This is a genomic window from Cryobacterium levicorallinum (assembly GCF_004402405.1).
GTDB classification, from domain to species: domain Bacteria; phylum Actinomycetota; class Actinomycetes; order Actinomycetales; family Microbacteriaceae; genus Cryobacterium; species Cryobacterium levicorallinum.
The window spans coordinates 1-26,940 of the sequence record NZ_SOFE01000027.1 but is presented as its reverse complement, the minus strand read 5'-3'; the positions used below and the strand labels follow the sequence as shown (position 1 = coordinate 26,940).

The following is a 26,940-nucleotide window of genomic DNA, read 5'->3' as shown; positions in this document are numbered from 1 at the left end:
GGGCTAGCTGGCCGGGGCGAGCAGTCCCGGCCACCAGGCCAGCGCGAGCGGGTACCCGACGAACGAGAGAATGTCGAGCAGCCAGTGCGTCACCACGAGCGGCATGGTGCGCCCCCAGCGGGTGTAGCACCAGCCGAACACGACTCCCATGGCCACGTTGCCGAAGAACGGTCCGACGCCCTGGTACAGGTGGTAGCTGCCACGCAGCACGGCTGAGCTCAGAATGATCGTCCAGGTCGACCAGCCGAGCTCACGCAGCCGGGTGAACAGGTAGCCGACCACGATGATCTCCTCGACCAGCGCCGCCTTCAGTGCGGCGAACACGAGAATGGGGATGGTCCACCAGAACGTGTCGAGCGGTGAGGGCACGACGGCCACGGTAAAGCCGAAGGCGCGCCCGGCCAGGTAGAGCGCGAGCCCCGGAATACCGATCACGAGCAGCAGCCCGAACCCGCCGAGTACGTCCTTACCTGGCCGGGTCAGGTCGAAGCCGAGCCGGGTGAACGGGTTCTGCCCGGGCTTCCAGAGCAGAAACAGCACCAGCGCTACCGCTGCGAGACCGAACGCGATGCCGAGAAACTGGTAGGTGAAGTCGAGCCACTCCCGCGGCGACTGCGAGCCGTTGATCGTCGCTGACTGGTCGGCGAGCGGTGTTACATCGGTGAGCCGGGCCACGATCGACACGATCGAGTAAACGGCCGACGCCCCGAGCGACAGCGCGAGCACTATGCCGATCTCCCAATACAACGGTGAATTTCCGAGCCGGGAACGGTGCGGGGCGGATGCTGGCGGCATGGCCCTATCCTGCCACCCCGGCATCCGCAGACGCTCGCGTCGCGATCGCGGGGGAAGCATCCGTTCGAAACCCGCCCCGCAACATATGTGCAAAATGACAGTGTGTGACGCTCAATAGTTGTCAGATAGATTGCGCGTCTGTAAAATTTTTCATCGTATTGCCCAATCTGGATTAGTAACAAACTAGGGTCGTAACAACCCCCCAATATTGAGCCGGTTCTTTCGCGGTCAAAATTGGGTTGACTCTATTGGCGCGTGCCACGGTCAAGAGCTGTGTCAGGCGCCCTTTTGTGCATAGGAGCAAAAATTGAAAATCAGGAGAATGGGCATTGTTGCCATCGCTCTCGCCTCGACCGGAGCCCTCGTGCTCTCGGGTTGCGCTGGAGAATCAACGACATCGGCTGACGGCACCGCGATCATCACGACGAACGGCAGCGAACCGCAGATGTCGCTGATCCCGACCAACACCACCGAGGTGGGCGGCGGAAAGATCATCACGTCCATCTTCGCCGGTCTGGTCTCGTACTCGGCGGACGGCGAGATTCAGAACGAGGTCGCCGAGTCGATCGAGTCCGACGACGCCACGACCTGGACCGTCACGCTGAACGACGGCTGGACTTTCACCAACGACGAGCCCGTCACGGCATCGTCCTTCGTTGATGCCTGGAACTATGGCGCGCTGTCCACCAACGCCCAGGGTTCCTCCTACTTCTTCGACAACATCGTCGGCTACTCCGACGTCTCCAACATGATCGACGACCCGACCGGCGCGACCGACGAGGACGGCAACGTTCTTCGCGTTGCCTCGCCGCTCGCCGAGACCATGTCTGGCCTGACGGTCGTCGACGACACCACGTTCACCGTGGAGCTCGCCGGAACCGAGGCCGACTGGCCGCTCCGCCTCGGCTACACGGCCTACTCGCCGCTGCCCGAGGTTGCTTTCGAAGACATGGATGCCTTTGGTCAGAACCCGATCGGCAACGGCCCGTACGAGCTCGCGAGCGAGAACGCCTGGGAGCACGAGGTGCAGATCGAACTCGTCACCAACCCCGACTACGCGGGTGTGCGCACCCCCGCCAATGATGGATTAACCATCATCTTCTATGCCTCCTTCGATGCCGCTTACGCGGCCGTGCAGGGCGGCGACCTCGACGTGCTCGATGCCATCCCCGAATCCGCCCTCGCGAGCTACGAGTCGGACTTCCCGGATACCTTCATCAACGAGCCCGCCGCGGTATTCCAGGCCTTCAACATGCCGTACTACCTCGAGCACTGGTCCGGCGATGAGGGCAAGCTGCGTCGCGCCGCCGTCTCCATGGCCATTGACCGCGCCGAGATCACCGACGTCGTCTTCCAGAACACCCGCACCCCCGCCACCGACTTCACCTCCCCGGTTATCGATGGCTACTCCGATTCCCTCGCGGGTTCCGAAGTGCTCGAATTCAACCCCGAAGAGGCCGTCGCACTCTGGGCCGAAGCCGATGCCATCTCGCCGTACACCGGCACCTTTGACATCGCGTACAACGCCGACGGACCCCACCAGGTCTGGGTCGACGCCGTCGTCAACAGCGTCAAGAACACCCTCGGCATCGACGCAGTCGGCAAGCCGTACCCGACCTTCGGCGCTGCACTTGAAGACCGTGACGCTCAGGCACTGACCGGTGCTACTCGCGCCGGATGGCAGGCCGACTACCCGTCGCTGTACAACTTCCTTGCGCCGCTGTACCAGACCGGTGCCGGTTCGAACTACGAGGGCTACAGCAGCGAGGCATTCGACACGCTCCTGAAGGAAGGCGCCGCGGCATCCAGCGTTGAAGAAGCCACCGCCAAGTACGTCGAGGCTCAGGAAGTCCTGCTGCAGGACCTCCCGACCATCCCTCTGTGGTACCAGAACACCTCCGGTGTCTGGTCCGACACGGTGAGCAACGTTGAGTTCGGCTGGGATTCCGTGCCGCTCTACCACGCAATCACCAAGAACTAATAGTTCGTTCCTAGTTCCTCGTTCGTCGTTACGAGAGGCCCGGGGGTCATTCCCCGGGCCTCTCGAGTTCCCCTTAATGATTGCGAATCTTTCATGCACTCGACTTCACCCGTGCCAATCAGCACCGTGTCAACTGCGCCGACGGGTAGCTGATGCTCTGGTATACCGGCAAACGTCTGCTCCAGATGATCCCCGTGTTCTTCGGCGCCACGTTTCTCATCTACTTCATGGTGTTCTCCTTGCCCGGAGATCCCATCGCTGCCCTCTACGGCGAACGTCCCCCGTCGGACGCCGTTATTGCCCAAATTCGCGCCGAGTACAACCTCGACAAGCCGTTTTTTGTGCAATACCTGCTCTACATTGGAAACTTCTTCCAAGGTGACCTCGGAACGACCTATTCCGGTCGCTCCGTCTCCGATGTAATGGCCTCCGCGTTCCCGATCACGGCCCGACTGGCCATGCTCGCTCTCGCCTTCGAAGCCTTCTTCGGCATCCTCGTCGGCCTCATTGCCGGGCTCCGCAAGGGCAAGCTTTTCGATGCCAGCGCCCTCGTCGTGAGCCTGCTGCTGATCAGCGTGCCGACCTTCGTGATCGGCTTCGTGCTGCAGTTCGTCTTCGGCGTGCAACTGGGCTGGGCCCGCACCACGGTCAGTGGAGCAGCACCGCTTGACGAACTGATTTTGCCAGCGCTGGTGCTGGCATCCGTTTCGTTTGCCTATATTGTGCGCCTCACCCGGGCCAGCGTGTCCGACAACCTCAACGCCGACTTTGTGCGCACCGCCACAGCGAAGGGGCTGTCCCGCCCCCGCGTTGTGACCGTGCACGTGCTGCGCAACTCGCTCGTACCAGTGATCACCTTTCTCGGTGTCGACATCGGCTCGCTCATGGTCGGTGCCATCGTCACCGAGGGAATCTTCAATATCAACGGGGTCGGTGGAACCGTCTTCAAGGCCATTCGCCTCGGCGAAGGACCGACCGTGGTGTCGTTCATCGCCGTCATGGTGGTGATCTTCGTGCTCGCCAACCTGCTCGTCGATCTGCTGTACGCAGCTCTGGACCCAAGGATCCGTTATGCCAAGTAAGAACCAGGGCGCGCAGCCGCACTTTGTTGCAGCGCTCGAAGACACCCCGCTCGTGGCCATCGACCACCTCGACGAGACCGCGAAAGCGCGCAGCACCTGGGCGGATGCCTGGGACGCGATGCGTCGTCGGCCCGCCTTCTGGATTTCCTCCGGACTCATCCTGCTCATCGTCTTGGTGGCGCTGGTTCCCGGATGGTTCTCGTCGGTGTCGCCGACCCAGTGCCAGCTGTCGGACAGCAACGGGGGGCCGCAGTCGGGGCATCCGCTCGGCTTCACCTTCCAGGGCTGCGACGTCTATGCCCGAATCATCTTCGGCACCAGCGCCTCGGTAACCGTCGGCATGTTGGCTGCGGCGATCGTGACTCTGTTCGGCCTCATCGTCGGTGCCCTCGCCGGCTACTACGGCGGTTTCCTCGACGCCATCGTCTCTCGCATCGGCGACATCTTCTTCGCCGTTCCGACCGTGCTCGGCGCCATCGTGCTGCTCTCGGTGCTGCCCGACCGTACCCCGGTGGTCATCGCGCTCGTCATCTCGATCTTCGCCTGGCCGCAGGTCGCCCGCATCATGCGCGGCGCCGTGCTGACCGCGCGAAACTCGGACTACGTGGTGGCGTCGGTCGCACTCGGCGTGTCCAAGTTCAAGATTCTGGTGCGCCACGTGGTTCCCAACGCCATCGCCCCCGTGATCGTCATCGCGACGGTCTCACTCGGCACGTTCATCGTTGCCGAAGCCACGCTCTCGTTCCTCGGTATCGGCCTCGGGCCGGGCACAATGTCGTGGGGACGCGATATCGGCGAAGCGCAGACATCCATTCGTACGAGCCCGCAGGTGCTGCTGTATCCCTCGATCGCGCTCTCCCTGACCGTGCTGGCGTTCCTCATGCTCGGTGACGTGCTCCGCGACGCGCTCGACCCCCAGGCGAGGGCACGCCGATGACCCAGTTAGTGACCGAAACCGTGAACCAGACTCCTTCCGCCGACTCCGAACCGCTCTTGGAGATCCGCGATCTCGAGGTCGGCTTCCGCACCCAGCGCGGCATCGTGCCCGCCGTGCGCGGCGTCAGCTTCACGCTCTACCCCGGCCAGACCCTCGCAATCGTGGGGGAGTCCGGTTCGGGCAAGACCACGACGGCCCAAGCGATCATTAAACTGTTGGCCGGCACCGGCCAGGTGACCGGCGGGCAGATCCTGTTCGAGGGTCGCGACCTGACCATTCTGAACGCCACCGACATGCAGGCCGTGCGCGGCCGCGAGATCGGCTACGTTCCGCAGGACCCGATGAGCAACCTCAACCCGGTGTGGAACATCGGTTTTCAGGTGTCCGAAGCCATCAAGGCCAACAGCGGACTTCGCGGCAAGCCCCTGAGGGCGCGCACCATTGAAGTGCTGCAAGAGGCGGGTCTGGCGGATGCCGCTGACCGGCTCAAGCAATACCCGCACCAATTCTCCGGCGGCATGCGTCAGCGTGTGCTCATCGGTATCGGACTGTCGGCCCGGCCGAAACTGCTCATCGCCGACGAGCCGACCAGTGCGCTCGACGTCACCGTGCAGCGCCAGATTCTCGACCACCTGGCCACCCTCACCCGGGATTACGGCACCAGCGTCCTGTTTATTACTCACGACCTCGGTCTCGCCGCGGAGCGGGCCGAGCAGCTCGTCGTGATGTACAAGGGCAAGATCGTCGAATCGGGCCCGTCGCAGGAGATCCTCGCCAACCCGCAGCACCCGTACACCCAGCGTCTGGTGGCGGCCGCGCCGAGCCTCGCCTCGCGTCGCATTCAGGCCAAGAAGAACGAGGATGGCCCGGCGACCGAAATCTTCTCGGCTGGAGGCACGGACACCGCGCTGATTCAGCGTGCTACAGACCGTGAACTTGCAGCCTCGGGCAAGGACCTCATCTCGGTCGAGGGCATCACCAAGATGTATCGCATTCGTAAGTCCGGATTGCGTTTCGACGAGCTTCTCGCTGTGAACGACGTATCGTTCGGGGTGAAGAAGGGCACCACCACGGCGATCGTGGGGGAGTCCGGTTCCGGCAAGTCCACCGTGGCCAAGCTCATTCTGCAGCTAGAGGGCCTCACCAGCGGGCGGATTGAATTCGAGGGGCGCGACGTCGCTGGCTTGAAGGGGCGCGAGCTGCTGAACTTCCGCCGCCGCGTGCAGCCCGTGTTCCAAGACCCGTACGGTTCGCTCGACCCGCAGTACAACGTGGGAAACACCATCGCCGAGCCGCTGCTCGCGCACAAGGTTGGCACCAAGCGGGAGCGGCAGAAGCGTGTGCTGCAGCTGCTCGATCAGGTGTCCCTGCCCGCATCGACCCAGTTTAGATACCCGAGCGAACTCTCCGGTGGCCAGCGTCAGCGCATCGCGATCGCGCGAGCTTTGGCATTGAAGCCCGACGTGCTCGTGCTCGACGAAGCCGTCTCCGCACTCGATGTGCTTGTGCAGGGTCAGATCCTGAACCTGCTTACCGAGTTGCAGACGGACCTGGGTCTGACGTATCTGTTCATCACGCACGACCTCGCTGTCGTGCGCCTGGTCGCCGACAATGTCTGCGTCATGCAGAAGGGACGAATCGTCGAAGCCTCGTCGACCGACGACGTGTTTGACAACCCGCGGGAGATCTACACGCAGGAACTGCTGGCGGCAATCCCCGGAGCGAACTTTGAGTTCGGGCGATAGCCGAACGCTTACTGCAATCCAGGCCCGACCGGTAATTATTCCGGCCGGGCATTTCGCCGACCGACTGCCGCGTATGGCATCTTGTGGTTGGGTGTCCCCAAACGAACGAAACGCTTCGTTCTCACGGAGCAGACGCGGGATTTGTGCAGAATGCGCGACTGGAACGATAAAAAATGGTGCAATTTCATAACGGTTCGGGTATTTCTTTGGCAAAAATGATAGATCTTCTTTCTGGCCCTAGCTAATCGCGCTTGACCTGCGGCCGCAGCACGGCGAACCTTTCACAGTGGATGACATGATTTCTGCCTGGGCGAGCGGATCCGGATACTATGACAGCGCGACGACAGGCCCGGACACCGTGCGTGTGACCACCGGCACCCAATACTTTGAGATCGGCGACAGCACCTCAGGCCTCGACACGACCCCGTTGTTCCCAGAGGCTAGGCAAGAAATATCGCCAGAACGGATGCCGCAGCGCCCGCCACCAGCACGCCGCAGCGCCCCCATGCCCAGACGACCGCAACGGGGGTCTGGGCTGCGAGGCCGTTGTCTACCTGGCCGCTACGCTGCAACGCGTCCCAGCGCGAGCGCACCAGTTGCGCCGCCTGGCCGGACTCACTTCCAAGCAGGTCGCCGAGCCGCGGCGGGCCGCTGACGTAGGGTACCGGGTCAATGGTCTGATGACGTCCGGCGCTGGTCTGGCTCCGGCCGGGCGCCGGGGCGCAGTAGACCGCGAACTTGTGCCCCGGCGTGTAAAGGGTGAGTGCGAACTTGGTGTCGACGTGCACGAGCGCCTCCCACGGCACCACGATGGTGCGCAGCGGATTGCGAATAATCACGACATCGTCGCTCACTTGCAAGTCGGGGCGCCAAAGCACCTCCCAGACGAACAGCATGACGAACAGGGCCGGAACGGCGAGCCAGCGGTTCGATGTGGTGGGCAGCAGGAACAGACTGAGCGCGCTGAGCGCGGCAACCGTGGCAAAGATGGTGGCGATGATGCGGTTGAACCGCGAGTAGAAAACATTCGGGTCGGAAGCGACAGGCATGCAGCCATGCTGCCAGATTTTGATTGCACCCACCGCACGAGCAGCTTCGATGAAGGCAGGATTTCATGGCCGACGAGGCGACGACCACGTTGTCTCGCCGTGTGCTGCAGGTCACCGACCTCACCGTGCACTTCGGCGTCGATAACGTTTGGGTGCCGGCCGCGCTCAGCCTGAACTATTCGATCGAGCGGGGCAACGTGTTCGCCATCGTTGGCAGGTCAGACTCGGGAAAGAGCGCCAGCTAGACGAGTATTCTCGACCTGCTCCCCGAAAACAACCGCATCTTTGGCAGCGTCAAGCTCAACAGCCGTGAGCTCATGGAACTGAAGCCCGTTCAGATACACACGGTGCACGGCGGCCAGATAGCGATGATCTTTCAGGAACCGATGACGGCGCTCAACTCGGTCGACACGATCGGGTTTCAGATCATCGAGACCCTGCGTGCCCACTTCGGCATATCCCCCTCGCAGTCCAAGACGCGCGCATGAGCTGCTCGACATGGTCGAACAGCTTAATCTGCTGATGGCGTTCAACTCCTACCCCCACCGATTGAGCGGTGGACAACGTCAGCGTGCCATGATCGCTTAATCCGTCTCCTATGGACCCGCAGTTGCTCATCGCCGACGAACCCACGACCGCCCTCGACGTGTCAGTGCATGCTCACGTGTTCCAACTCATACAGTCGCTGCAGAAGCCGGTGGACTTCGCCTGCCTGTTCATTACCCACGACCTCGCGGTCATCGACGTGCTCGCCGATCGAATTGCCGTAATGCACCACGGCCGCATCGTGAAAACCGGCACTCGAGACGAGAATCTGCGCTACCCGAAACACCCGTACACCCAGCGGCTGCTCGCGACCGCTCCCCGATCCGACCGAACAGCGCGCCCGCCGGGAGCTGCGTCGCGAGTTGCTGGCTGCGGGGATCGACGAGTAGTCAAGCCTGGAGCGTGTTCTAGCTTCTGCGACGAAATCGGTTTTCGTCGCAGAGTGTGCAGAAAGTGCGAACTGTTCGTAAGCCTCGCCGACTGCAACGCTAAACCGGCCTGTATTATATCTCAGCGCGCCCGCAAAACGGGAGCGCTTGTGAGCAATATACAGATATTTTGTCTTCTTTATGAGAATAATTCATAGAAAGCGTGTTTTTGAGTTACCAGTGTGTAACGTTTCGTACCTTGCTCGTTTGGCGTACTACAGCCGCCCTAGGGTCGAAGCACCACCAGGGCGGCGGCGCGACAAAAAAAATGCGCGGCCGTCATTTGCACACACACTGCACAGGAGGAAAATTTGTTCATTTCAACACCACACGTAAAGCGCCTGGCCATGGCCGGCGCAATAGCGGGTGTCGCTTCGCTTTTCTTGGCGGGTTGCACCACTACTGATGACCTCGAAACGCCCGCGGAGTCCGGCGGAACCGTGCGCATTGCCGAGGTCAACGAGCTCAGCTCGTTCAACACCGGGACGGCAGACGGAAACGTCGACATCAACAACCAGCTTGACTACTTCACCCAGGGGGACTTCTTTCACCTCGACGACACCGCTTCGTTGGTGTATGACGAGGGGTTCGGCACGGTCGAGCTCCTTTCTGAAGACCCGCTGTCGGTCAAGTACACAGTCAATGACGACGTTGTCTGGTCCGACGGGGAATCCATCGACGCCGATGACATGCTCCTTGGCTGGGCCGCGCAGTCCGGCTACTTCGATGACGCCGATGCTGAAGCCACCGTCGGCACGACCTACTTCAGCCCGGCCGGCAGCACGACCGGCCTCGACCAGATGGCTTTCCCCGAGGTTGGAGATGACGGCAAGTCGATCACCGTCACCTACTCCGGTCCCTATGCCGATTGGACGTTGTTCTCACCGATGAGCGTTCCGGCGCACGTGCTGGCCGAGCAGGCCGGCTTCGAGCCGGATGGCATGATCGCTATTCTGGAAGCCGCAACCGAGGGCAACGTCGACGCTCCGGTCGAGACCAACGCAGACCTGCGGGCCGTCGCTGATTTCTGGAACAATGGTTACGCGACTTCGTCGCTCCCAAGTGATTCTTCGTTGTACCTGTCGTCCGGCCCGTTCGTGGTCTCATCGTGGGACCCGGCACAGTCGGTCACTCTTTCCGTCAACGACACCTACACCGGCGACCTGTCGCCTGTTGGCATCGACCAGATCGTCGTGCGGTTCATCGGCGACGCGAACGCTCAGGTACAGGCGCTGCAGAACGGTGAGGTTGACATCATCAACCCACAGGCATCGGCGGATACGCTGTCGTCGCTTGAGGCTCTCACCGGCGTCAAGGTGCTGACCGGCGATACCGGCAGCTACGACCACGTCGACCTGAACTTTGCGGCCGGTGGAGTTTTCGCTGACGCCAACGTGCGTGAGGCTTTCCTGAAGACCATCCCGCGCGAACAGATTCTCGACGCGATCATTCGCCCGCTCGACCCAGAAGCCGAACTGCTCAACTCTCAGATCTTCTTCCCGGGCGTGAATGGCTACGACGAGGCCACCTCGACCAACGGCTCAGACGCCTACGACACGGTTGACATTTCCGGTGCTACCGCGTTGCTCGCCGGTGCCACACCGACAGTTCGGCTGGCCTACAGCAACGCCAACACCAACAGGGTCGACGCGTTCCTGGCCATTCAGGCTTCGGCTGCTGAAGCCGGTTTCATCGTCGTTGATGGTGGCCTTCCGGCCGACCAGTGGGGCGACGCCCTTGCACTTCCCGAGACCTGGGATGCCTTTATCTTCGGCTGGAGCACCGTCGGTGCTGGAGTGCTCGGCGTTCCTCAGTTGTTCGACTCCGCATCAGACAGCAACTTCGGTGGCTTCAGTGACCCGGCAGCGGATGCCCTGATGGACCAGCTCCTGGCGACGACCGACGCCGACACTCAGGTCGAACTGCAGGTTGGGGTGGAGAAAGCGCTCTGGGCGGGTGGTTTCGGACTTCCGATGTACATCCTGCCCGGCGTGATTGCCTTTGGCCCGAACGTCGACGGTATTGAGTACAGCCCTTGGCAGACTGGCCCGATCTGGAACTTCTGGGATTGGACGATGGCTGCGTAACCAGATTCCGGCATCCGTTCGTAGGCAACTCATGCCACTGAGCTAGCGCCACTGAGCTAGCTCAGCGCAGATAACATAGGTGCGTCGGGGATCACGATCCCCGACGCACCTGCCTTCCGCTCGTGTTCGACCCCGATCTGACCCGCGCCCTATGCGGGGTTGCACGTTTCCATGCGTAGACCGACGGACGACAAAGATGTCGCTCCGTCTACCCGGCCAAGCGAGGTTCATTAGAGCAATGTTGAGCTTTATTGTCAGGCGAGTTTTCGTCTCCGCCCTGCTCCTACTCGGAGCATCTTTTATCATGTACATTCTGACGGCGCTCTCGGGCGATCCGCTCGAGGAACTTCGCGGCAGCCGCGACCCCAACCGGGCCCAGCTCATTCAGCTGCGTTCCGACCAACTCAACCTCGATGTGCCGGCGCCCTTGCGCTATTTTGGCTGGCTTGCCGGAGCTGCAAAGTGCCTCATCCCGATGGCTGATTCCTGCGATCTCGGCGTGAACATCCTCAATCAGCCGGTCACCGGCCTGATCCCGATGGCCCTGGACTCCACGATTCAGCTGATCACGGGCGCCACGCTCCTAGCGATCGTCGTTGGGATCACGATCGGCATCGTCTCGGCCCTGCGACACAACACCGGATTCGACTACTCGGTCACGTTCATCATCTTTCTGCTGTTTTCGATGCCGGCCTTTTGGATCGCTGTCCTGCTCAAGGAATTCCTCGCGATCGGCTTCAACGACTTTCTGGCCCAACCGGTGATCTCCCTCCCAGCCATTCTGGGAATCGCCGTGGTTGCCGGAATCATCTGGCAGGCCATGGTCGCCGGTCCGCGGCGGCGTCGCGTAATCGTCTTTGTCATTTCCGGGCTGGCTACCACGGCACTGCTGGTGTTCTTCAACTTGAGTGACTGGTTCCGCAACCCGGGGCTTGGAGCGGTGATGATCGCCGTATCAGCGTTCGGCGTCGCGGTTTTGGTTACCGGGCTCATTGCCGGGTTCAAGGACCGCCGCGCCATGACCACCGCCCTCATTAACGCCGGCCTGGCCGTCATCGCCTACTTCACCCTGCAGAACCTGTTCGACATGTCGAGTTGGGCCACGATCAGCATTCTCGCCGTCGCCACCCTCGTGGTGGGACTGGCCAGCGGATGGCTCGTCGGCGGCGACGATCGCGCCGTCAGCATGCGCATCGGCGCGATTACCGCGGTATTATCCGGTGGGCTGTTGCTCATTGATCGCTTCATGCAGTCCTGGGCCCTGTACAGCGCTGACCGCGCCATCGGTGGTCGTCCCATCGCCACGGTTGGATCGAGCACACCGACGCTGGACGGTGACATCTGGATCATGGGGATCGACACCTTCACGCATTTTCTGCTGCCCACGATTTCGCTCACGCTGATCTCACTGGCCGGTTACACCCGATACGTTCGCTCCGGCATGCTCGACGTGCTCGACCAGGACTACATCAGAACGGCCCGAGCGAAGGGGCTCGACGAACGAACCGTCATCGTTCGACACGCCTTCCGCAACGCCCTCATCCCGCTCGCGACGCTCGTCGCGGCGGACATCGGCGCCATCATCGGCGGCGCGATCATCACAGAACAAGTGTTTGCCATTAGCGGAATGGGGCAACTTTTCATCCGCTCACTGAGCAACGTCGACCCCAACCCCGTTATGGCCTACTTCGTGGTGGTCTCCATCGTCGCATTGATCGCCAACCTGATCGCGGATCTATCGTATGCGGCGCTTGACCCGAGAGTGAGGACCCACTGATGACGCAGGTGCTCGAGACGGAAAAGAAATCCGAACAGGTCGGTCACAGTCAGGCCCGCCTGATCTTTGGTCGGTTCGTTGAGCACAAAATCGCGCTCGTCTCGATCCTGATCGTCGCGTTCATCACCGTGCTGTCGTGGTCAGTGGTTGGTGTCGGGTCGATACCGGGTTGGTGGCACCTCACCTATAACCAGCTTAATCCGCTCATCGATGGCGGCCGGCCGACTATGTCTGTGGTGCCACAATGGCTCGGGGGTGAGGGCGTCTTTCTCGGCGAACATCCGTTCGGCCAGGACCGTATTGGCAAGGATTATTTCGCCATGACCATGCGCGGCATACAAAATTCGTTGACGGTCATGTTCATTGTGGGCATCCTGGCCACTGTGATTGGCACCGTCATTGGGGCCGTTGCCGGCTACTATCGCGGCGTCATCGACGCCATCTTGATGAGGTTCACCGACCTCATCATCATCATCCCGGTGATCGTGATCGGCGCCCTCGTCGGCTCGATCGCGAGCACGCTCGGAGGTGCCATCGATGGTCCGGTCATCCTCGGAATTCTCCTCGGTCTGTTCACCTGGACGACTCTGGCTCGACTGGTTCGCGGTGAATTCTTCACCCTGCGGGAGCGCGAGTTCGTCGAGGCCGCTCGCGTTGCGGGGGCATCCGACGCACGCATCATCTTTAAACACATCCTCCCCAACGCCATCGGCGTGGTCATCGTTGCGGCGACGCTATTGATGGCTGGCGCCATTCTGCTCGAGGTTGCCCTCGGGTTTCTCGGGTTGGGCGTGCGCCCGCCCGATGTGTCGCTCGGACGACTCATCAGCGACAATCAATCGTCGTTCGCGCATCGGCCTTGGCTGTTCTGGTGGCCGGGCCTGTTCATCATCACGCTCGCCCTCTGCATCAACTTCATTGGCGACGGACTGCGCGACGCGTTCGACCCGCGTCAGCGCCGGTTCCGCCCACGTCGCCAGAAGAAGGTCCTCAAATGAACGCTCACATTTCAGTAACCGCTCCTGAGCCCGGTACCGCTCCGGTGCTCGAAATGATCAAAGTCGGCGTTGAGTTCGGTGTGGGACGCGACTGGGTGCCGGCGGCGAAGAACCTCTCGTACTCGATCCGGCGCGGTCAGATTCTCGCGGTGGTCGGCGAATCGGGGTCGGGCAAGAGCGCGAGCTCAATGGCCATCCTCGACCTGCTTCCCCGGAACTCCCGGGTGACCGGCAGTATCAAACTCGACGGCGAGGAACTGCGTGGCCTGACCTCCGGCCACATGCGGCAGGTGCGTGGAGCCAAGGTCGCCGCAATCTTCCAGGAGCCCATGACGGCGCTCAACCCGGTGTTCACGATCGGGTTCCAGATCGTTGAGACACTTCGGGTGCACACCGGAATGCGCCCCATTGACGCGCGTGTTCGAGCTATCGAACTGCTTACCATGGTCGAATTGCCCGACCCTGAGAAGGCCTACAACTCCTATCCGCACCAGCTCTCCGGTGGTCAGCGGCAGCGGGCCATGATCGCGCAGGCGTTGTCCTGCGACCCGATGCTGCTCATCGCCGACGAGCCGACCACGGCACTCGACGTCACAGTGCAGGCCGAGATCCTTGAGCTGCTGCGCGACCTGCGCGACAATCTCAATAGTGCCGTCCTGCTGATCACCCACGACATGGGTGTCGTCGCCGACCTCGCCGACGACATCGTGGTCATGAAAGACGGAGAGATCGTAGAGGCGGGGGAGGTGCATCAGATCTTCTCTGCCCCCAAGCACCCTTACACGCGAGCGTTGCTGGCGGCCGTGCCCCGTCTCGGGTTCGGTTTCGGCCCGGACGACGCGACCGGTGCCATCGACGTGTCGGCCGCGCTCATGAAGGCCCTGGAACAGGGCCCCGTCACGACCACCGACCGGACCACACGCACCGACCGGCCAGTGTCACCCGACGGAGCCCTGCGCATGGACGATATTTCTGTGGAGTTCGGTCAACGCCGCAAGATCAAGGCGTTCAAGGCCGTTGACCGCGTCTCCCTGAGCATCAGCCCCGGTGAGGTTCTCGGCCTCGTCGGCGAGTCCGGATCGGGCAAAACAACCGTCGGGCGAGCTGCCGTCGGACTGCAGCCCATTTCAGAGGGCTCGCTCATTGTGACCGGACGCGACATTAGCCATGCCTCGAGCAAGGACTTGCGCGGGCTTCGTCGCCGCGTCGGAATCGTGTTCCAGGATCCGTCCTCCTCACTCAATCCGCGCCTCTCCATCGGCGACAGCATTGGTGAGCCGCTCAAGCTCGCGGGTGAAGCGCGCGGAAAGGCTCTCGGCCTGCGGGTCGAGGAGCTCCTGGACAGCGTGCAACTGCCGCGGTCGTACCGCAACCGGTACCCGCACGAATTGTCTGGCGGACAGAAGCAGCGGGTCGGTATCGCCAGGGCTCTGAGCCTGAGCCCGCTCCTGCTGGTCGCTGACGAGCCGACATCCGCTCTGGATGTTTCAGTGCAGGCGACAGTCCTGACACTGCTCAAAGAACTGCAGGAGAGGATGAAATTCGCCTGCCTGTTCATCAGCCACGACCTCGCCGTGATCGACATCATGGCCGACCGCATTGCCGTCATGCACAAGGGGAGGATCGTGGAGACCGGTTCACGTGACGACGTTCTGCGAGCACCGGCGAACCCGTATACCCAGCGACTCATTGCGGCAATTCCCGTGCCGGACCCCGACGCGCAGCGTGATCGACGGCAGTTGCGACTTGCCCTGATGCGCACTGCGGTCGACTGACGGGAGAGCCTCGGCCGGCGGATCCCGTCGGGTTACAAGTCAGGTTCTCTGTGGTGGGTTTTGCAGTTATCGGCGATTCAAGAATATTTTGGACTTTGTCTCTGCAACGATGACGTCATCGTCAGGGTTCCCTCGCATGGCGAGTTACTTCGCACGGTCGCCGACCTAATGAAAAAAACGTTGGTAACCAGGCTGAGTTCAACGCGACGGTTGATCGATTGGAGAAACGGGTCGATCGTCTCGAGCAAGACAATGCAACGTTGGGTTCCCGACTGGATAAGAACTCGATAAACTGCTCGAAACCGCCCAAGACGGACAGCTTCTGCAAGACCGCCAGCAAGGCTCGATCGCTTCGTGAATCTTCCGGTAAACCGCAGAGAAAACAGGGCGGCTGCAGTGGCGCTTCGGGTCGATGACGACAATACCGACTCGGTTCTCCGCTATAAACCCACCAGCTGCCGCGGCTGTGGGAGTTCATCGCGTGGCGTGACCGGGACCATCACTGCGAAGCGGCAAGTCGTTGACGTCCCGCCGATCAGGGCGGAAACTGTCGAGCATCGACGGATCGAGAAGCTGTGCCGGTGTGACATCGGTACCACGGGCGTGTTCCCGGCTGACGTAAAATATGCGGTGTCCTACGGGCCGAGGCTGCACGCGGTCTGCGCTTACCTGATCAACGTGCACTATCTGCACGCTGCCCGCACCGCGGCAGTGTTCAACGATCTGTTCCTGAACCCCGTGTTCCATATCGCCCCGAAACGGGGACTGGCGGGCATGTTGAACGGTGGGTGCTGCAGTCATTCACCGGGGTAATGGTCCACGACGGGTAGGAGCCCAACAAGACCTTCACCGCCGCAAGCCATGGTTTATGCAACGCCCACCACCTCCGCGAGTTACAGAGAATCACTGAAGACACCCAGAGGCGGGGTGGGCGAAACGGATGAGCGAATTCCTCTTCGCCACGCATCGGCAGGTTGAAGAGGTTAAAGCCCGCAGAGACACCGGCCTCTTGAACGGAGCACTCAAAGCAGTCCGGCAGAGATATGCGGAAATCGTCACGACCGGTGATGAACAGTTCCGGCCCTCGTTCACCCAAAAACCGGGGAGCATATCATGCAAGCGGAGCCGCGACGACTGCTCATCAGGTTGGGGCTGCACCAAGCCGACGTGCTGTGCTTCACCACCGACTTCACGGTTTCGTTCGGAAACAATCAGGCCGAACGCGACATCAGAATGGTCAAGTTCCGCCAAAAAATCTCGGGATGTCTACGCTCAATCGCGGGCACAGAACACATCGTGGTCATCCGTTCCGTGATGTCCACGGTCAGGAAACAGGCAGTGATCGAGTTCGAAGTCCTACTCGACGCCCCTACAGGCAACAGCTGGCTCCCCGGTCAGCCCTGACCACGACCGCCTGGCACCAGTCAGAACCCGGCGAGTCAGGGAAACGCAGGGCCTTCTCCAAGAGCGTGACTAGTTACCCCGCCGGAGCGTCGAAACCATACGGTAGGATTGTACTTTGGGTCACATTATGACCCCTGGTATCCATTCTTCGTCGCGCGCGAGACTCTGCGGCACTCATTCTTCGTAAGGATCTATTTTTATGGCGATTGCTACACGCAATAACCTCCGAAATGTTGCAATCGTTGCTCACGTTGACCACGGTAAGACGACGCTGGTTGACGCGATGCTCAAGCAGACCGACTCCTTCGCAGACCACTCACACGTTGAAGAGCGCGCGATGGACTCGAATGAACTCGAGCGCGAAAAGGGCATCACGATTCTCGCCAAGAACACGGCGGTCTCGTACAAGGGCATCCACGCCACCGAGGGGCCCATCACCATCAACGTGATCGACACCCCGGGCCACGCTGACTTCGGTGGTGAGGTCGAACGTGGCCTGTCCATGGTCGACGGTGTTGTTCTGCTGGTTGACGCTTCCGAGGGCCCGCTGCCGCAGACCCGCTTCGTGCTCCGCAAGGCGCTGGAGGCCAAGCTTCCCGTCATCCTCCTGGTCAACAAGACCGACCGTCCCGACGCGCGCATCGATGAGGTCGTGGCCGAAAGCCAGGACCTGCTCATCGGCCTCGCGAGCGACATGGCCGACGACTTTCCCGACCTCGACCTCGATGCCGTCCTCGACGTGCCCGTCGTCTACGCCTCCGGTCGTAACGGTGCTGCCAGCTGGAACAAGCCCGAAGACGGTACGCTGCCCGACAACGATGACCTCGAGCCGCTGTTCGATGCGATCCTCAAGCACATTCCGGCACCGACCTACGATGACACGCACCCGCTTCAGGCCCACGTCACCAACCTCGACGCCTCGCCGTTCCTCGGCCGCCTCGCGCTGCTGCGCATCTTCCAGGGCACCATTAAGAAGGGCCAGACCGTGGCCTGGGTGCAGCAGGACGGCACCGTCAGCAACGTGAAGATCACCGAGCTGCTCATCACCAAGGCGCTGGACCGCTACCCGACCGAGAGCGCCGGCCCCGGCGACATCGTGGCCGTGGCCGGTATCGAGAACATCACCATTGGTGAGACCCTCGCCGACCCCGACGACGTGCGCCCGTTGCCGACCATCACGGTTGACGACCCGGCCATCTCGATGACCATCGGAACCAACACCTCGCCGCTCATGGGCAAGGTCAAGGGCCACAAGCTCACCGCCCGCATGGTCAAGGACCGCCTCGACCGCGAACTCGTCGGTAACGTCTCGCTCAAGGTCGTCGACATCGGACGCCCGGACGCCTGGGAGGTTCAGGGTCGTGGAGAACTGGCCCTCGCCATCCTGGTCGAGCAGATGCGTCGTGAGGGCTTCGAGCTCACCGTCGGCAAGCCGCAGGTAGTTGTGAAGCGCGTCGACGGCAAGGTACACGAGCCCTTCGAGCACCTCACCATTGACGCTCCGGAAGAGTACCTCGGTGCCATCACGCAGCTGCTCGCCGCCCGCAAGGGTCGCATGGAGAACATGGCGAACCACGGCACCGGCTGGGTTCGCATGGAATTCATCGTTCCATCGCGCGGCCTGATCGGCTTCCGCACGCAGTTCCTCACCGACACGCGCGGTACCGGTATCGCCAACGCGATCCTGCACGGCTACGAGCCCTGGGCTGGCACCATCAACACCCGCACGAACGGTTCCATCGTGGCCGACCGTTCGGGAGCGGTCACCCCGTTCGCGATCATCAACCTGCAGGAGCGCATGTCGTTCTTCGTGCAGCCGACCTCCGAGGTCTACGAAGGCATGGTCATCGGCGAGAACTCGCGCGCCGACGACATGGACGTGAACATCACCAAGGAAAAGAAACTGACCAACATGCGTCAGTCCAGCTCCGACACGTTCGAGTCGATGACACCGCCCAAGCAGCTCTCGCTTGAGCAGTGCCTCGAATTCGCCCGTGAAGACGAGTGCGTCGAGGTCACCCCCGCCGCCGTGCGTATTCGCAAGGTCGAGCTCACCGCATCCGCTCGCTCGCGCCAGGTTTCGCGCGTGAAGAAGATGGACGCGAACTAACTCGCACCTGCTTTCTCGCAGAAGCCCTCGCAGCCTCGGCTGCGGGGGCTTCCCGCATTAATCCTCGCCGACCCGTGAATCTTGGCCCCATAAATCGCTCAAATGGCCCCGAAACTCGGCTTGGTTGCGCACCCACTCTTTGTGTCTTTGAGTCTCTTGTCTTTGAGTCCTTTTAGGCGAACAGAGCCGCGCCTACGTAGCTCCCTGGGCTTGCCCCGGCTGGCACCGCGAACAGCGCGCTCCCGACGTGCCGAATGTACTCGTTGAGCGCATCGTGCTTGGCCAGGTTGAGCTGCACCGCGGTGAACTGTGCCGGAGACCGCTGAAAGCTGATGAAGAAAAGACCGGCCTCGAGCCGCCCCAGGTCATCGTTGCCGTCGACGAAGTTGTAGCCACGACGCAGCAGCTTCATGCCGTGGTTCTGGGTCGGATGCGCGAGCCGCACGTGTGCTGCAGCACCGATGAGCGGCTCATTCTCGCGGCCGGCCAGAGTGAAATCTGGCTCGCTGAACTCGGTTCCGCCTGACAGCGGAGCACCGGCACCCTTGGTGCGGCCGAACACCGCCTCCTGCTCGCGAAGAATCGTGCGATCCCAGGTTTCAATGGTCATCCGGATTCGCCGCGCCACCAGGTAGGAGCCGCCGGTCAGCCAGGCGGGCCCGACGTCCGCGGACACCCAGACCTGGTCGGTGACGACCGCGGGCTCCTCGGCCTTTATGTTGGCGGTGCCGTCCTTGAATCCGAACAGGTTGCGCGGGGTGGCCTGGGCCGTTGATGTCGATGAGGTTCGTCCGAATCCGAGCTGGGACCAGCGCAGGGCCGCCCGGCCGAAGGCGATGCGGGACAGATTGCGAATGGCGTGCACGGCCACCTGCGGATCATTGGAACAGGCCTGGATGCACAGGTCTCCGTCGCTTCGGCCGGCATCGAGGTCGTCCCCGGGAAAGTGCGGAAGCGGCGTCAGATTGGCCGGGCGGCGGGCGATGATGCCGAAGCGATCGACGCCATCCGCTGTTTCAAACAGGGTCGGACCGAAGCCGAACGTGATCGTAAGGCCGGCCGTGGGCAGCCCCTGCGCCTCACCGGTGTCCTCGGGTGGGGCATCGTAGGGGCCGCTGACGGCGCCGTACTCGCCGATATCCGCTCCGGCGCACATCGCGGCCGCCGCGACCGTCCAGTCCTGGAGCAGCTCGATCAGCTCGGCTCGCGTCACGCCCGCCGAGACGTCGAACGCGGCAAAGTGCAGGCGATCCTGGGCGGGCGTGACAATGCCGGCCTGGTGGCTGCCATAGAACGGGTAGACCGCCGAAGCGGATGCCTCACCCGGCGACGCCGACGCCGCCAGCGCCACCCGGTCCCCGGCTGCGCCCAGCCCGATGCCGGCGACGCTGGCCCCGGCGAGGCCGAGTAGCCCGCGCCGGGAGAGGCCTCGTGCTGTGCCGGCCGGTTTGGTGGACCCGGCCTCGCTGGATTCTGCCCGCTTAGAACCGGTCCAGCCCGTCACAACACGAGCGCGACCGTGAGCTGGTTGAGCGGCTCGCCGAGCGCGTTGACCTGGTCGGCGAGGGCGCGAATCTCGGCCGGAGTGAGGTCGGTGTAGAGCCTGAAGCCCTCATCAACGCGTTGGGCGTCGAGCAGTGTCTGCAGCGAACCGAACTCGGTGTCGAGCGCAGCGGCCAGGTCGGCATCCGTTTTGAGCAGTATCGGTCGCACCCCGTCGTAAAGCACTTTGGCGCCGTCGACGTTGGCCTGGAAATCCCAGAGGTCGGTGTGCGACCAGGCTTCTTCCTCGCCGGTGACCTTGCCGGTGGCGACCTCGTCGAGCAGGCCGATGGCCCCGTTGGTCTGCTGCGACAGGGTGAACGTGAGGCCCTGCACCTTCTCGTGCAGGGTGGCGGTGTCGGCGACGAGCTGCTCGGTGAGCGCCGCACGCTTCTCGGCGGTGTAGGCCACGAAACCCGCCTCAGCGTCTTGCGGCCAGAGATCCTTCTCGATGGCGTGCCAGCCGGTCCAGTTTTGGCCCTCTTCGAGGTCGGCTTCGCGCAGGTCGAGCTTGGGGTCGAGGTCGCCGAACGATTCGGCGATGGTTTCGACGCGCTCCCAGTGCACCCGGGTGGAGGCGTACAGGCTGCGGGCGGTGTCGTCGTCCCCGGCTGAATAGGCGGCGGCGAACGCGTCGGTGCCGGTGACGAGTTGGTCGATCTGGTCGCTTACGTAGGAGGCGTAGTTTGTGTTCGAGGTATCGATCTGGGTGACGAGGTCGACGTCGACGGTGGCGGCGGCATCCGTTTTGGTGGCGGTGAACTCGGCCTTGCCGACGCCGTCGCCGGTCATGCCCGGTTTGCAGGCGGTGAAGTAGCTGCCCTCGGCGAGCTCCACGACCAGGTCGCGGGTGAGTCCTGGACCGATATTCTCCGCCTCACCCACGATGCGCAGGCCGTCTGCGGCCAGCAGGTAGAACTCGGTCACCTGGTCACCGGAATTGGTGACCGAGAAACGGATGCTGCCGGTCGGCGCCTCGTTCGCGCTCACCGCGCAGTCGGTCGCGCTGCTGTCCACCGTGAGCGCGGTGTGGGTGGCCGCCGGGCTGTTGGCGACGCAGCCGCTCAGCAGGCCGATACCGAGAACGCCGAGGCCGAGCAGGCTGGCGGAACGTAAGACACGGGGCATGGAGATCCTTTGAGCTGGGCGAGAAGAGTTAGTGCGCGGCGACGGGCGTGGGCGCCGGTGCGGTTGGTAGAGCCAGGGCCGGGCGGGCGCTCGGGCGGCCGTGACGGCTCTTTCTGATGAACACCGTCAGGGTGGGCACGGCATAGGCCAGCCAGGCGAACATCTCCAGCCAGGTGGTGGCGGGGGAGAAGTTCAGGGTGCCCTTGAGCAGCGTGCCGTACCAGCTGTCCGGAGGCACGGCGGCGCTCACATTGAAGGCGAGGGCGTGCAGCCCGGGCAGTAGGCCGGCCTCCTGCAGGTCGTGCACGCCGTAGGAAAGCACACCAGCCGCCACGACGATGAGGATGGCGCCGGTATAGGTGAAGAACTTCGCCAGGTTGATCTTGAGCATGCCGGCGTAGATCAGAGCGCCGAGGCCGATTGCCGTCAGGATACCGAGCGCAGCACCGAACAGCGGCAGGGTCGTGGCGCCGGTGGCCTGCACGGCCGCCCAGATGAACAGGGCCGTTTCGATGCCCTCCCGGCCGACGGCAAGGAATGCCACGAGCACGAGTCCGAGGCCTGCACCGACGAGGTGTTTGTCGATGTTGCCCTGCAGGTGGCCCTTGAGGTCGCGTGCGGTGCGCAGCATCCAGAACACCATCCAGGTCACCAGCCCGGTCGCGACGATCGAGAGCACGCCGCCGATGGTCTCCTGTGCGGTGAACGACAGCCCGTAGGTGCCGAAGGTCAGCAGCGCGCCGATGCCGAGGGCGAGCAGCACGGCCAGGGCCACACCGAGCCAGATGCGCGGCAGCACGTCACGGCGACCGATTTTCACGACGTAGGCGATGAGAATTGTCACGATCAGCGCGGCCTCAAGGCCTTCGCGCAGGCCGATCAGGTAGTTTGCGAGCACAGGGGTTCCTCGTCGGGTTCGGGCGTCGATTTTGGTAAGGCTAACCTTACCGAATCTGACTCTAGCCCGTGGATCGTGACCGTGTCTAGTTACGATTGGATTCTGAGCCCGTAATCAATAGCCAGCAGAGCAGAAACGGTGCGTGCGCCCATGGTCATGTCCGGCAGCGGTGAGCGGATCCTGTTCGTGCATGACCGACCGGGCGACGAATCCGCGCTGACCGGCGGCACGATTGCCCGATTGCGCGCCGACGGGGCGAGGGTCGTCGTGCTCTACGCCACAACGCTGACCGAAACGGATGCCGCAGCGGTGCAGGCCGCGCTGGCCGCGCTTAGCGCGCGCAGCTGGCATGAGCTGCCGCGCGGGCTGGAGCCCAGCAGCGCTCTGCACAACGAAATCGATGAACTCGGTGCGACCGCCCTGGTCGTCGGCGCCGTTGACGATGTTCTGCGCGACGCCGCGACCGTGGCCGCACACGCGGCCGGCCTGCCCGTGTTTCTGGCCCGAACGGTGCGACAGTCGCCCGGACAGCGCCTCGTGGCGATCGACGTGGGCGCTCAGCTCGAGCAGAAGCTGCGGGCGCTGACGCATTTTCCCGCGCGCTGGAACGTCACCGACCACAGGCGCGACCTGGTCGACGGCACGACCGACGTGATCACCGACACCGAAACGTTTCTGCAAACGAATGCCCCTTACCCCGCCCCGCCGCAGCTCGCCTCCCGGCCCGCTCGCCTCACTCTCGCGAACCGATCGCTGGCCGGCCTCGGCGGCCTGCTCGTGGGCATCCTCTTTGGTGTGTTGGGAACCATCGCGCACCAGGCCACGCTCACGCTGTTCGGCATCGCGCTGCCGATCGGACTGACGATCGCGTTCGTGGCGATCGCTGCGCTGTTGCTCGGCCTGCGCCTCGTGATCGGCGACCGGTTCGTCGTCGGGCTGGCCGCTACCGGGCTGCTGGTGACCATTTTCGTGCTGTCGCTGCGCGGTTCCGGGGGGTCGGTGCTCGTGCCTGCGGGTTTGCCGGGAACCTTGTGGACCGTGGTTCCGGCATTGATCGCGGCCTTTGTGCTGGCCTGGCCGAAGCTGCCGCCGCGCCTCCGGGCGCCGCACCAGGGCGGTGGGGCGTAGAATCAGGAGTCCGCTCTCGAAGGGAATCCCAAGCCTGTGACGTATGTGATCGCTCTTCCGTGCGTCGATGTGAAAGATCGTGCCTGCATCGACGAATGCCCGGTGGACTGCATTTATGAGGGCGAACGCTCCCTCTATATTCACCCCGATGAGTGCGTCGACTGCGGCGCCTGCGAACCGGTCTGCCCGGTCGAGGCCATCTACTACGAAGACGACCTGCCCGAACAGTGGGCCGATTATTACAAGGCCAACGTCGAATTCTTCGACGACCTCGGCTCCCCGGGCGGCGCGGCCAAGGTCGGCGTGCTCGCCAAGGACCACCCCATCATCTCCGCGGTGCCGCCGCAGGTTCAGCACTAAGCGGTCTTCGTGCTGAAGCCGCTCCCGGATTACCCCTGGGACCAGATGGTGCCGTTTGCCGCTCAGGCCCGGCAGCACCCCGATGGAATCGTCGACCTGTCGATCGGTTCGCCGGTCGATGCAACGCCCCACGTGGTGCAGCAGTCGCTGCGCGCGGCGACGGATGCCCACGCCTACCCGCAGACCGTCGGCACGCCCGCCCTGCAGCAGGCGATCATCGCTTGGTATGCCCGGCGCCGCGGGGTGACCGGCCTGGAGTCGAACAACGTGCTGCCCACGATCGGTTCCAAGGAACTCGTCGCGCTCATGCCGTTCATGCTCGGCGTCGGCGAGGGTGACACGATCGTGCATCCGCTTGCCGCCTACCCGACCTACGCGATCGGCGCCGCGATCGCGGGCGCCACGCCCCTGGCCGCCGACGACCCTGCCGAATGGCCGGACTCGACCAAGTTGATCTGGCTGAACAGCCCGGGCAACCCCGACGGGCGGGTACTCTCGGTCGACGAGCTGCGCGCCGCCGTCGACCGCGCGCGCGAACTCGACGCCGTGATCGTGAACGACGAGTGCTACGCCGAACTCGGCTGGGACGCCCCGTATGACACCGAACCGATCCCGAGCATTCTTGACCCCCGCGTCATCGAGGGGGATCAGCGCAAGATCGTCGCGATCTATTCCCTGAGCAAACAGTCCAACATGGCCGGGTACCGTGCGGCCTTCGCGGCCGGTGACAGCGACGTGCTGGGCCGGGTGCTCACCGTGCGCAAGCACGCCGGACTCATGCTGCCGGCACCGCTGCAGGCTGCCATGATCGCTGCCCTCGGCGACGACGAGCACGTCGCCGCGCAAAAGGAACGCTATCGAGCGCGCCGCGTTGTGCTCCGGCCGGCGCTCGAACAGGCCGGTTTTCGAATCGACCGCAGCGAGGCCGGCCTGTATCTGTGGGCGACCGAGGGTCGACCAGCCTGGCAATCCATCGAACGGATGGCCTCCCTCGGGATCCTCGCCGGCCCCGGCCCGTTCTATGGTGACGCCTACCCCGAGCACATACGGTTCTCGCTGACCGCGACCGACGAACGTATCGCCGCAGCTGCTGCTCGCTTGCGCGCCTGACCTGTGGATGATCACCAACGAACCGCCCGAACTCTTAGCTGATGCAACAGTAGGCGGCCGGGCAGATTAGGCTGTAGTCGCGACGGAGTCGACCACGGCAGTAAGTTAAAGTGCCGACTCAGTGACGCGTCGCCACATTTCATCCGTCAGTGAGACCCGAGGAGGTTCCGTGACCGACGTTGCGCAGCACATTACAACCGGCGAACCGATGAGCGCTGACCCCAACAAGGTCACGCTTACCTTTCCCGGCGGCAGCGCAGAGTTCCCGATCCTGACCAGCGTGGACGGCGTGTCGAGCATCGACATCTCAACCCTGACCAAGAAGACCGGCCTCACCACGCTGGACTACGGCTTCGTGAACACGGCGGCCACCCGCTCCGCGATCACCTACATCGACGGCGATGCCGGCATCCTGCGCTATCGCGGGTATCCGATCGAACAGATCGCCAAGAACTCGAACTTTCTCGAGACGGCCTGGCTGCTCATCTACGGTGAGCTGCCTAGCGCGAGTGAACTCGCCAACTTTGACGATCGCATCCGTCACCACACTCTTCTGCACGAAGACATGCGCCGCTTCTTCGACTCCCTGCCGCACAAGGCCCACCCGATGAGCGTTCTCGCGTCCGGCGTCTCGGCACTGTCGACGTTCTATCAGGATTCGCTCGACCCGAAGGATCCGGAGCAGGTCGAGATCTCGACCATCCGTCTGCTGGCCAAGCTGCCGGTCATGGCCGCCTACGCGCACAAGAAGAGCATTGGGCAGGCGTTTCTCTACCCCGATAACTCGCTGAGCTTCGTCGACAACTTTCTCAAGCTCAACTTCGGCAACATGGCCGAACCGTACGAGGTCAACCCGGTCGTCAGCAAGGCGCTTGAACGCCTGCTCATGCTGCACGAAGACCACGAGCAGAACGCGAGCACCTCGACGGTGCGCCTGGTCGGTTCGACCGAGGCCAACCTGTTCGCGTCCGTTTCGGCCGGCATTAACGCCCTGTTCGGTCCGCTGCACGGTGGCGCCAACGAAGCAGTGCTCGCGATGCTCGGCGAGATCCAGGCATCCGGTCAGGGCGTCGAGAAGTACGTCGAACGCGTCAAGAACAAAGAGCACGGCGTGAAGCTGATGGGCTTCGGCCACCGGGTCTACAAGAACTACGACCCGCGCGCCACCCTGGTCAAGGAGAGCGCCCACGAGGTACTCGCGGCTCTCGGCGTCAAGGACGACCTGCTCGACATCGCGCAGGAACTCGAGCACATTGCGCTGAGCGACGACTACTTCAAGGAACGCCGTCTGTACCCCAACGTCGACTTCTACACCGGCGTCATCTACAAGGCGATGGGCTTTCCGACCCGCATGTTCACCGTGCTCTTCGCGATCGGTCGGTTGCCTGGCTGGGTCGCGCACTGGCGTGAAATGAACGAGGATCCGGCCACCAAGATCGGTCGCCCGCAGCAGCTCTACGTGGGCTCCCCGGCCCGGGACTACCTGCGCCGTTAGCGGGTCGGCTGTTCGCCGCCTCGCTGTCCGATCTCAAGTCGTCACCAATTGGGTTGCGGTGGCGTCTCGCCGTCGCTGTGCGCCTGCCTACCCGCCCGACGTGCGTGAGGTTCCACTTTTCCCTTGACCGGGTGGGTTCGAAGGTGACGTGCCACCTTTGGCCCCTTCGCGAGCCCCTGGGGACCTCGCCATGGGGCAAAAGATGGCATGTCGCAAGAACGATGGGGCCAGAGTTGGCGTCTCGTGCGTCTCGTGCGTCTCGTGCGTCTCGTGCGTCTCGTGCGGCCAGAGTTGGCCGGGACAGTTTCGGCGAGCATCCGCTGCACGGTCAGGCGGAGGGAGTCGCGCCGCTGTGGTCAGCAGCCGGGGCCGTGGGGGTTGGTGAGGCAGTCTTCGGCGACGAGTACGGTGGATTCGTTTGCGGCCATGACGGTGAATGGGGCTGAGGGCATGGTTATGGTGCCGTCGACTGGGCGCCAGCCTTGGTCGCCGAAGCTGTAGTCGGCTTGGTATTTGATGGTGAGGACGATGGAGTAGGTGCCCTGGGCCGTGTACTTGTGGCTGG

At 63.1% G+C, this 26,940-nt stretch carries 23 protein-coding genes and 2 pseudogenes; 19 read left to right on the top strand and 6 right to left on the bottom strand.

The window, feature by feature from the left end; genetic code table 11:
- Positions 1–3 precede the first annotated feature (3 nt).
- The gene (locus tag E3O11_RS15365; RefSeq protein ID WP_092450299.1) at positions 4–795 is read right to left on the bottom strand and encodes a CPBP family intramembrane glutamic endopeptidase; all 792 of its coding nucleotides are present in this window, start codon (positions 793–795) and stop codon (positions 4–6) included.
- Positions 796–1,117: 322 nt separating this feature from the next.
- On the opposite strand from E3O11_RS15365, the gene E3O11_RS15360 reads away from it, so the two are divergent.
- The 4 genes from E3O11_RS15360 (at position 1,118) to E3O11_RS15345 (ending at position 6,540) form a co-directional block, all read left to right on the top strand.
- Complete coding sequence (locus E3O11_RS15360) at positions 1,118–2,776, top strand: peptide ABC transporter substrate-binding protein (protein WP_233195116.1); 1,659 nt, start codon at positions 1,118–1,120, stop codon at positions 2,774–2,776.
- A gap of 152 nt (positions 2,777–2,928) precedes the next feature.
- The gene (locus E3O11_RS15355; RefSeq protein WP_092450296.1) at positions 2,929–3,858 is read left to right on the top strand and encodes an ABC transporter permease; all 930 of its coding nucleotides are present in this window, start codon (positions 2,929–2,931) and stop codon (positions 3,856–3,858) included.
- Positions 3,848–4,795: an ABC transporter permease gene (locus E3O11_RS15350; RefSeq protein WP_092450294.1), complete on the top strand. Its 948-nt coding sequence runs from the start codon at positions 3,848–3,850 to the stop codon at positions 4,793–4,795. Before E3O11_RS15355 ends, E3O11_RS15350 begins: the two co-directional genes overlap by 11 nt.
- A complete protein-coding gene (locus E3O11_RS15345; RefSeq protein ID WP_092450293.1) occupies positions 4,792–6,540 on the top strand; it encodes a dipeptide ABC transporter ATP-binding protein in 1,749 nt (582 codons plus the stop codon). The genes E3O11_RS15350 and E3O11_RS15345 overlap by 4 nt, the downstream gene beginning before the upstream one ends.
- A 440-nt stretch (positions 6,541–6,980) precedes the next feature.
- On the opposite strand, the gene E3O11_RS15340 is transcribed toward E3O11_RS15345, so the two are convergent.
- Positions 6,981–7,589, bottom strand: coding sequence for a PH domain-containing protein (locus tag E3O11_RS15340; RefSeq protein WP_134495624.1), 609 nt, complete (start codon positions 7,587–7,589; stop codon positions 6,981–6,983).
- 65 nt (positions 7,590–7,654) lie between these two features.
- Here E3O11_RS15340 and E3O11_RS15335 point away from each other — a divergent pair, with 65 nt between their 5' ends.
- The 11 genes and pseudogenes from E3O11_RS15335 to typA all read left to right on the top strand — a co-directional run bounded on the left by E3O11_RS15335 (position 7,655) and on the right by typA (position 18,714).
- The gene (locus E3O11_RS15335; protein ID WP_092450289.1) at positions 7,655–7,834 is read left to right on the top strand and encodes a hypothetical protein; all 180 of its coding nucleotides are present in this window, start codon (positions 7,655–7,657) and stop codon (positions 7,832–7,834) included.
- 72 nt (positions 7,835–7,906) lie between these two features.
- Positions 7,907–8,077, top strand: coding sequence for a hypothetical protein (locus E3O11_RS17750; RefSeq protein ID WP_166787603.1), 171 nt, complete (start codon positions 7,907–7,909; stop codon positions 8,075–8,077).
- A 110-nt stretch (positions 8,078–8,187) separates the two neighbouring features.
- Entirely contained in the window at positions 8,188–8,721 is a 534-nt protein-coding gene (locus E3O11_RS15330; RefSeq protein ID WP_134495622.1) for an ABC transporter ATP-binding protein, read from the top strand.
- Positions 8,722–8,874: 153 nt separating this feature from the next.
- Complete coding sequence (locus E3O11_RS15325; protein WP_241991177.1) at positions 8,875–10,650, top strand: ABC transporter family substrate-binding protein; 1,776 nt, start codon at positions 8,875–8,877, stop codon at positions 10,648–10,650.
- 238 nt (positions 10,651–10,888) lie between these two features.
- Positions 10,889–12,427 carry an ABC transporter permease gene (locus tag E3O11_RS15320; RefSeq protein ID WP_092450286.1) on the top strand — a complete coding sequence of 513 codons (1,539 nt, stop codon included), beginning with the start codon at positions 10,889–10,891 and terminating at the stop codon, positions 12,425–12,427.
- Complete coding sequence (locus E3O11_RS15315; protein ID WP_092450284.1) at positions 12,427–13,425, top strand: ABC transporter permease; 999 nt, start codon at positions 12,427–12,429, stop codon at positions 13,423–13,425. Before E3O11_RS15320 ends, E3O11_RS15315 begins: the two co-directional genes overlap by 1 nt.
- Entirely contained in the window at positions 13,422–15,200 is a 1,779-nt protein-coding gene (locus E3O11_RS15310; protein WP_092450282.1) for an ABC transporter ATP-binding protein, read from the top strand. The genes E3O11_RS15315 and E3O11_RS15310 overlap by 4 nt, the downstream gene beginning before the upstream one ends.
- A gap of 173 nt (positions 15,201–15,373) precedes the next feature.
- Positions 15,374–15,616, top strand: a pseudogene (locus E3O11_RS18835) (DUF6444 domain-containing protein); the annotation flags it as partial.
- 70 nt (positions 15,617–15,686) lie between these two features.
- Entirely contained in the window at positions 15,687–16,013 is a 327-nt protein-coding gene (locus tag E3O11_RS15305; protein ID WP_134479032.1) for a hypothetical protein, read from the top strand.
- 300 nt (positions 16,014–16,313) lie between these two features.
- Positions 16,314–16,604: an IS66 family transposase gene (locus E3O11_RS15300; RefSeq protein ID WP_092450278.1), complete on the top strand. Its 291-nt coding sequence runs from the start codon at positions 16,314–16,316 to the stop codon at positions 16,602–16,604.
- Positions 16,605–16,803: 199 nt separating this feature from the next.
- Complete coding sequence (typA, locus tag E3O11_RS15295; RefSeq protein ID WP_092450276.1) at positions 16,804–18,714, top strand: translational GTPase TypA; 1,911 nt, start codon at positions 16,804–16,806, stop codon at positions 18,712–18,714.
- A 172-nt stretch (positions 18,715–18,886) separates the two neighbouring features.
- Here typA and efeB read toward each other — a convergent pair whose 3' ends face one another.
- Genes efeB through efeU form a run of 3 tightly spaced genes read right to left on the bottom strand, consistent with a single transcriptional unit; the run spans position 18,887 to position 22,282 of the window.
- Positions 18,887–20,218 (bottom strand): iron uptake transporter deferrochelatase/peroxidase subunit, encoded by a 1,332-nt coding sequence (gene efeB / locus E3O11_RS15290; RefSeq protein ID WP_092450274.1) that lies wholly within the window; start codon positions 20,216–20,218, stop codon positions 18,887–18,889.
- Positions 20,215–21,384: an iron uptake system protein EfeO gene (gene efeO / locus E3O11_RS15285; RefSeq protein ID WP_092450272.1), complete on the bottom strand. Its 1,170-nt coding sequence runs from the start codon at positions 21,382–21,384 to the stop codon at positions 20,215–20,217. Before efeO ends, efeB begins: the two co-directional genes overlap by 4 nt.
- A 28-nt stretch (positions 21,385–21,412) precedes the next feature.
- The gene (gene efeU / locus E3O11_RS15280) at positions 21,413–22,282 is read right to left on the bottom strand and encodes an iron uptake transporter permease EfeU (RefSeq protein ID WP_092450271.1); all 870 of its coding nucleotides are present in this window, start codon (positions 22,280–22,282) and stop codon (positions 21,413–21,415) included.
- A gap of 150 nt (positions 22,283–22,432) precedes the next feature.
- Between efeU and E3O11_RS15275 the strand changes: the two genes are divergently transcribed.
- The 4 genes from E3O11_RS15275 to E3O11_RS15260 all read left to right on the top strand — a co-directional run bounded on the left by E3O11_RS15275 (position 22,433) and on the right by E3O11_RS15260 (position 26,375).
- Positions 22,433–23,410 carry a hypothetical protein gene (locus E3O11_RS15275; protein ID WP_092450268.1) on the top strand — a complete coding sequence of 326 codons (978 nt, stop codon included), beginning with the start codon at positions 22,433–22,435 and terminating at the stop codon, positions 23,408–23,410.
- Between the two features lie 36 nt (positions 23,411–23,446).
- Entirely contained in the window at positions 23,447–23,770 is a 324-nt protein-coding gene (gene fdxA, locus E3O11_RS15270; RefSeq protein WP_092450266.1) for a ferredoxin, read from the top strand.
- Positions 23,771–23,779: 9 nt separating this feature from the next.
- A complete protein-coding gene (gene dapC, locus E3O11_RS15265; RefSeq protein WP_277871290.1) occupies positions 23,780–24,880 on the top strand; it encodes a succinyldiaminopimelate transaminase in 1,101 nt (366 codons plus the stop codon).
- 208 nt (positions 24,881–25,088) lie between these two features.
- The gene (locus E3O11_RS15260; protein ID WP_092450446.1) at positions 25,089–26,375 is read left to right on the top strand and encodes a citrate synthase; all 1,287 of its coding nucleotides are present in this window, start codon (positions 25,089–25,091) and stop codon (positions 26,373–26,375) included.
- 356 nt (positions 26,376–26,731) lie between these two features.
- Here the strand turns inward: E3O11_RS15260 and E3O11_RS17745 are convergent.
- Positions 26,732–26,940, bottom strand: a pseudogene (locus E3O11_RS17745) (PKD domain-containing protein); the annotation flags it as partial.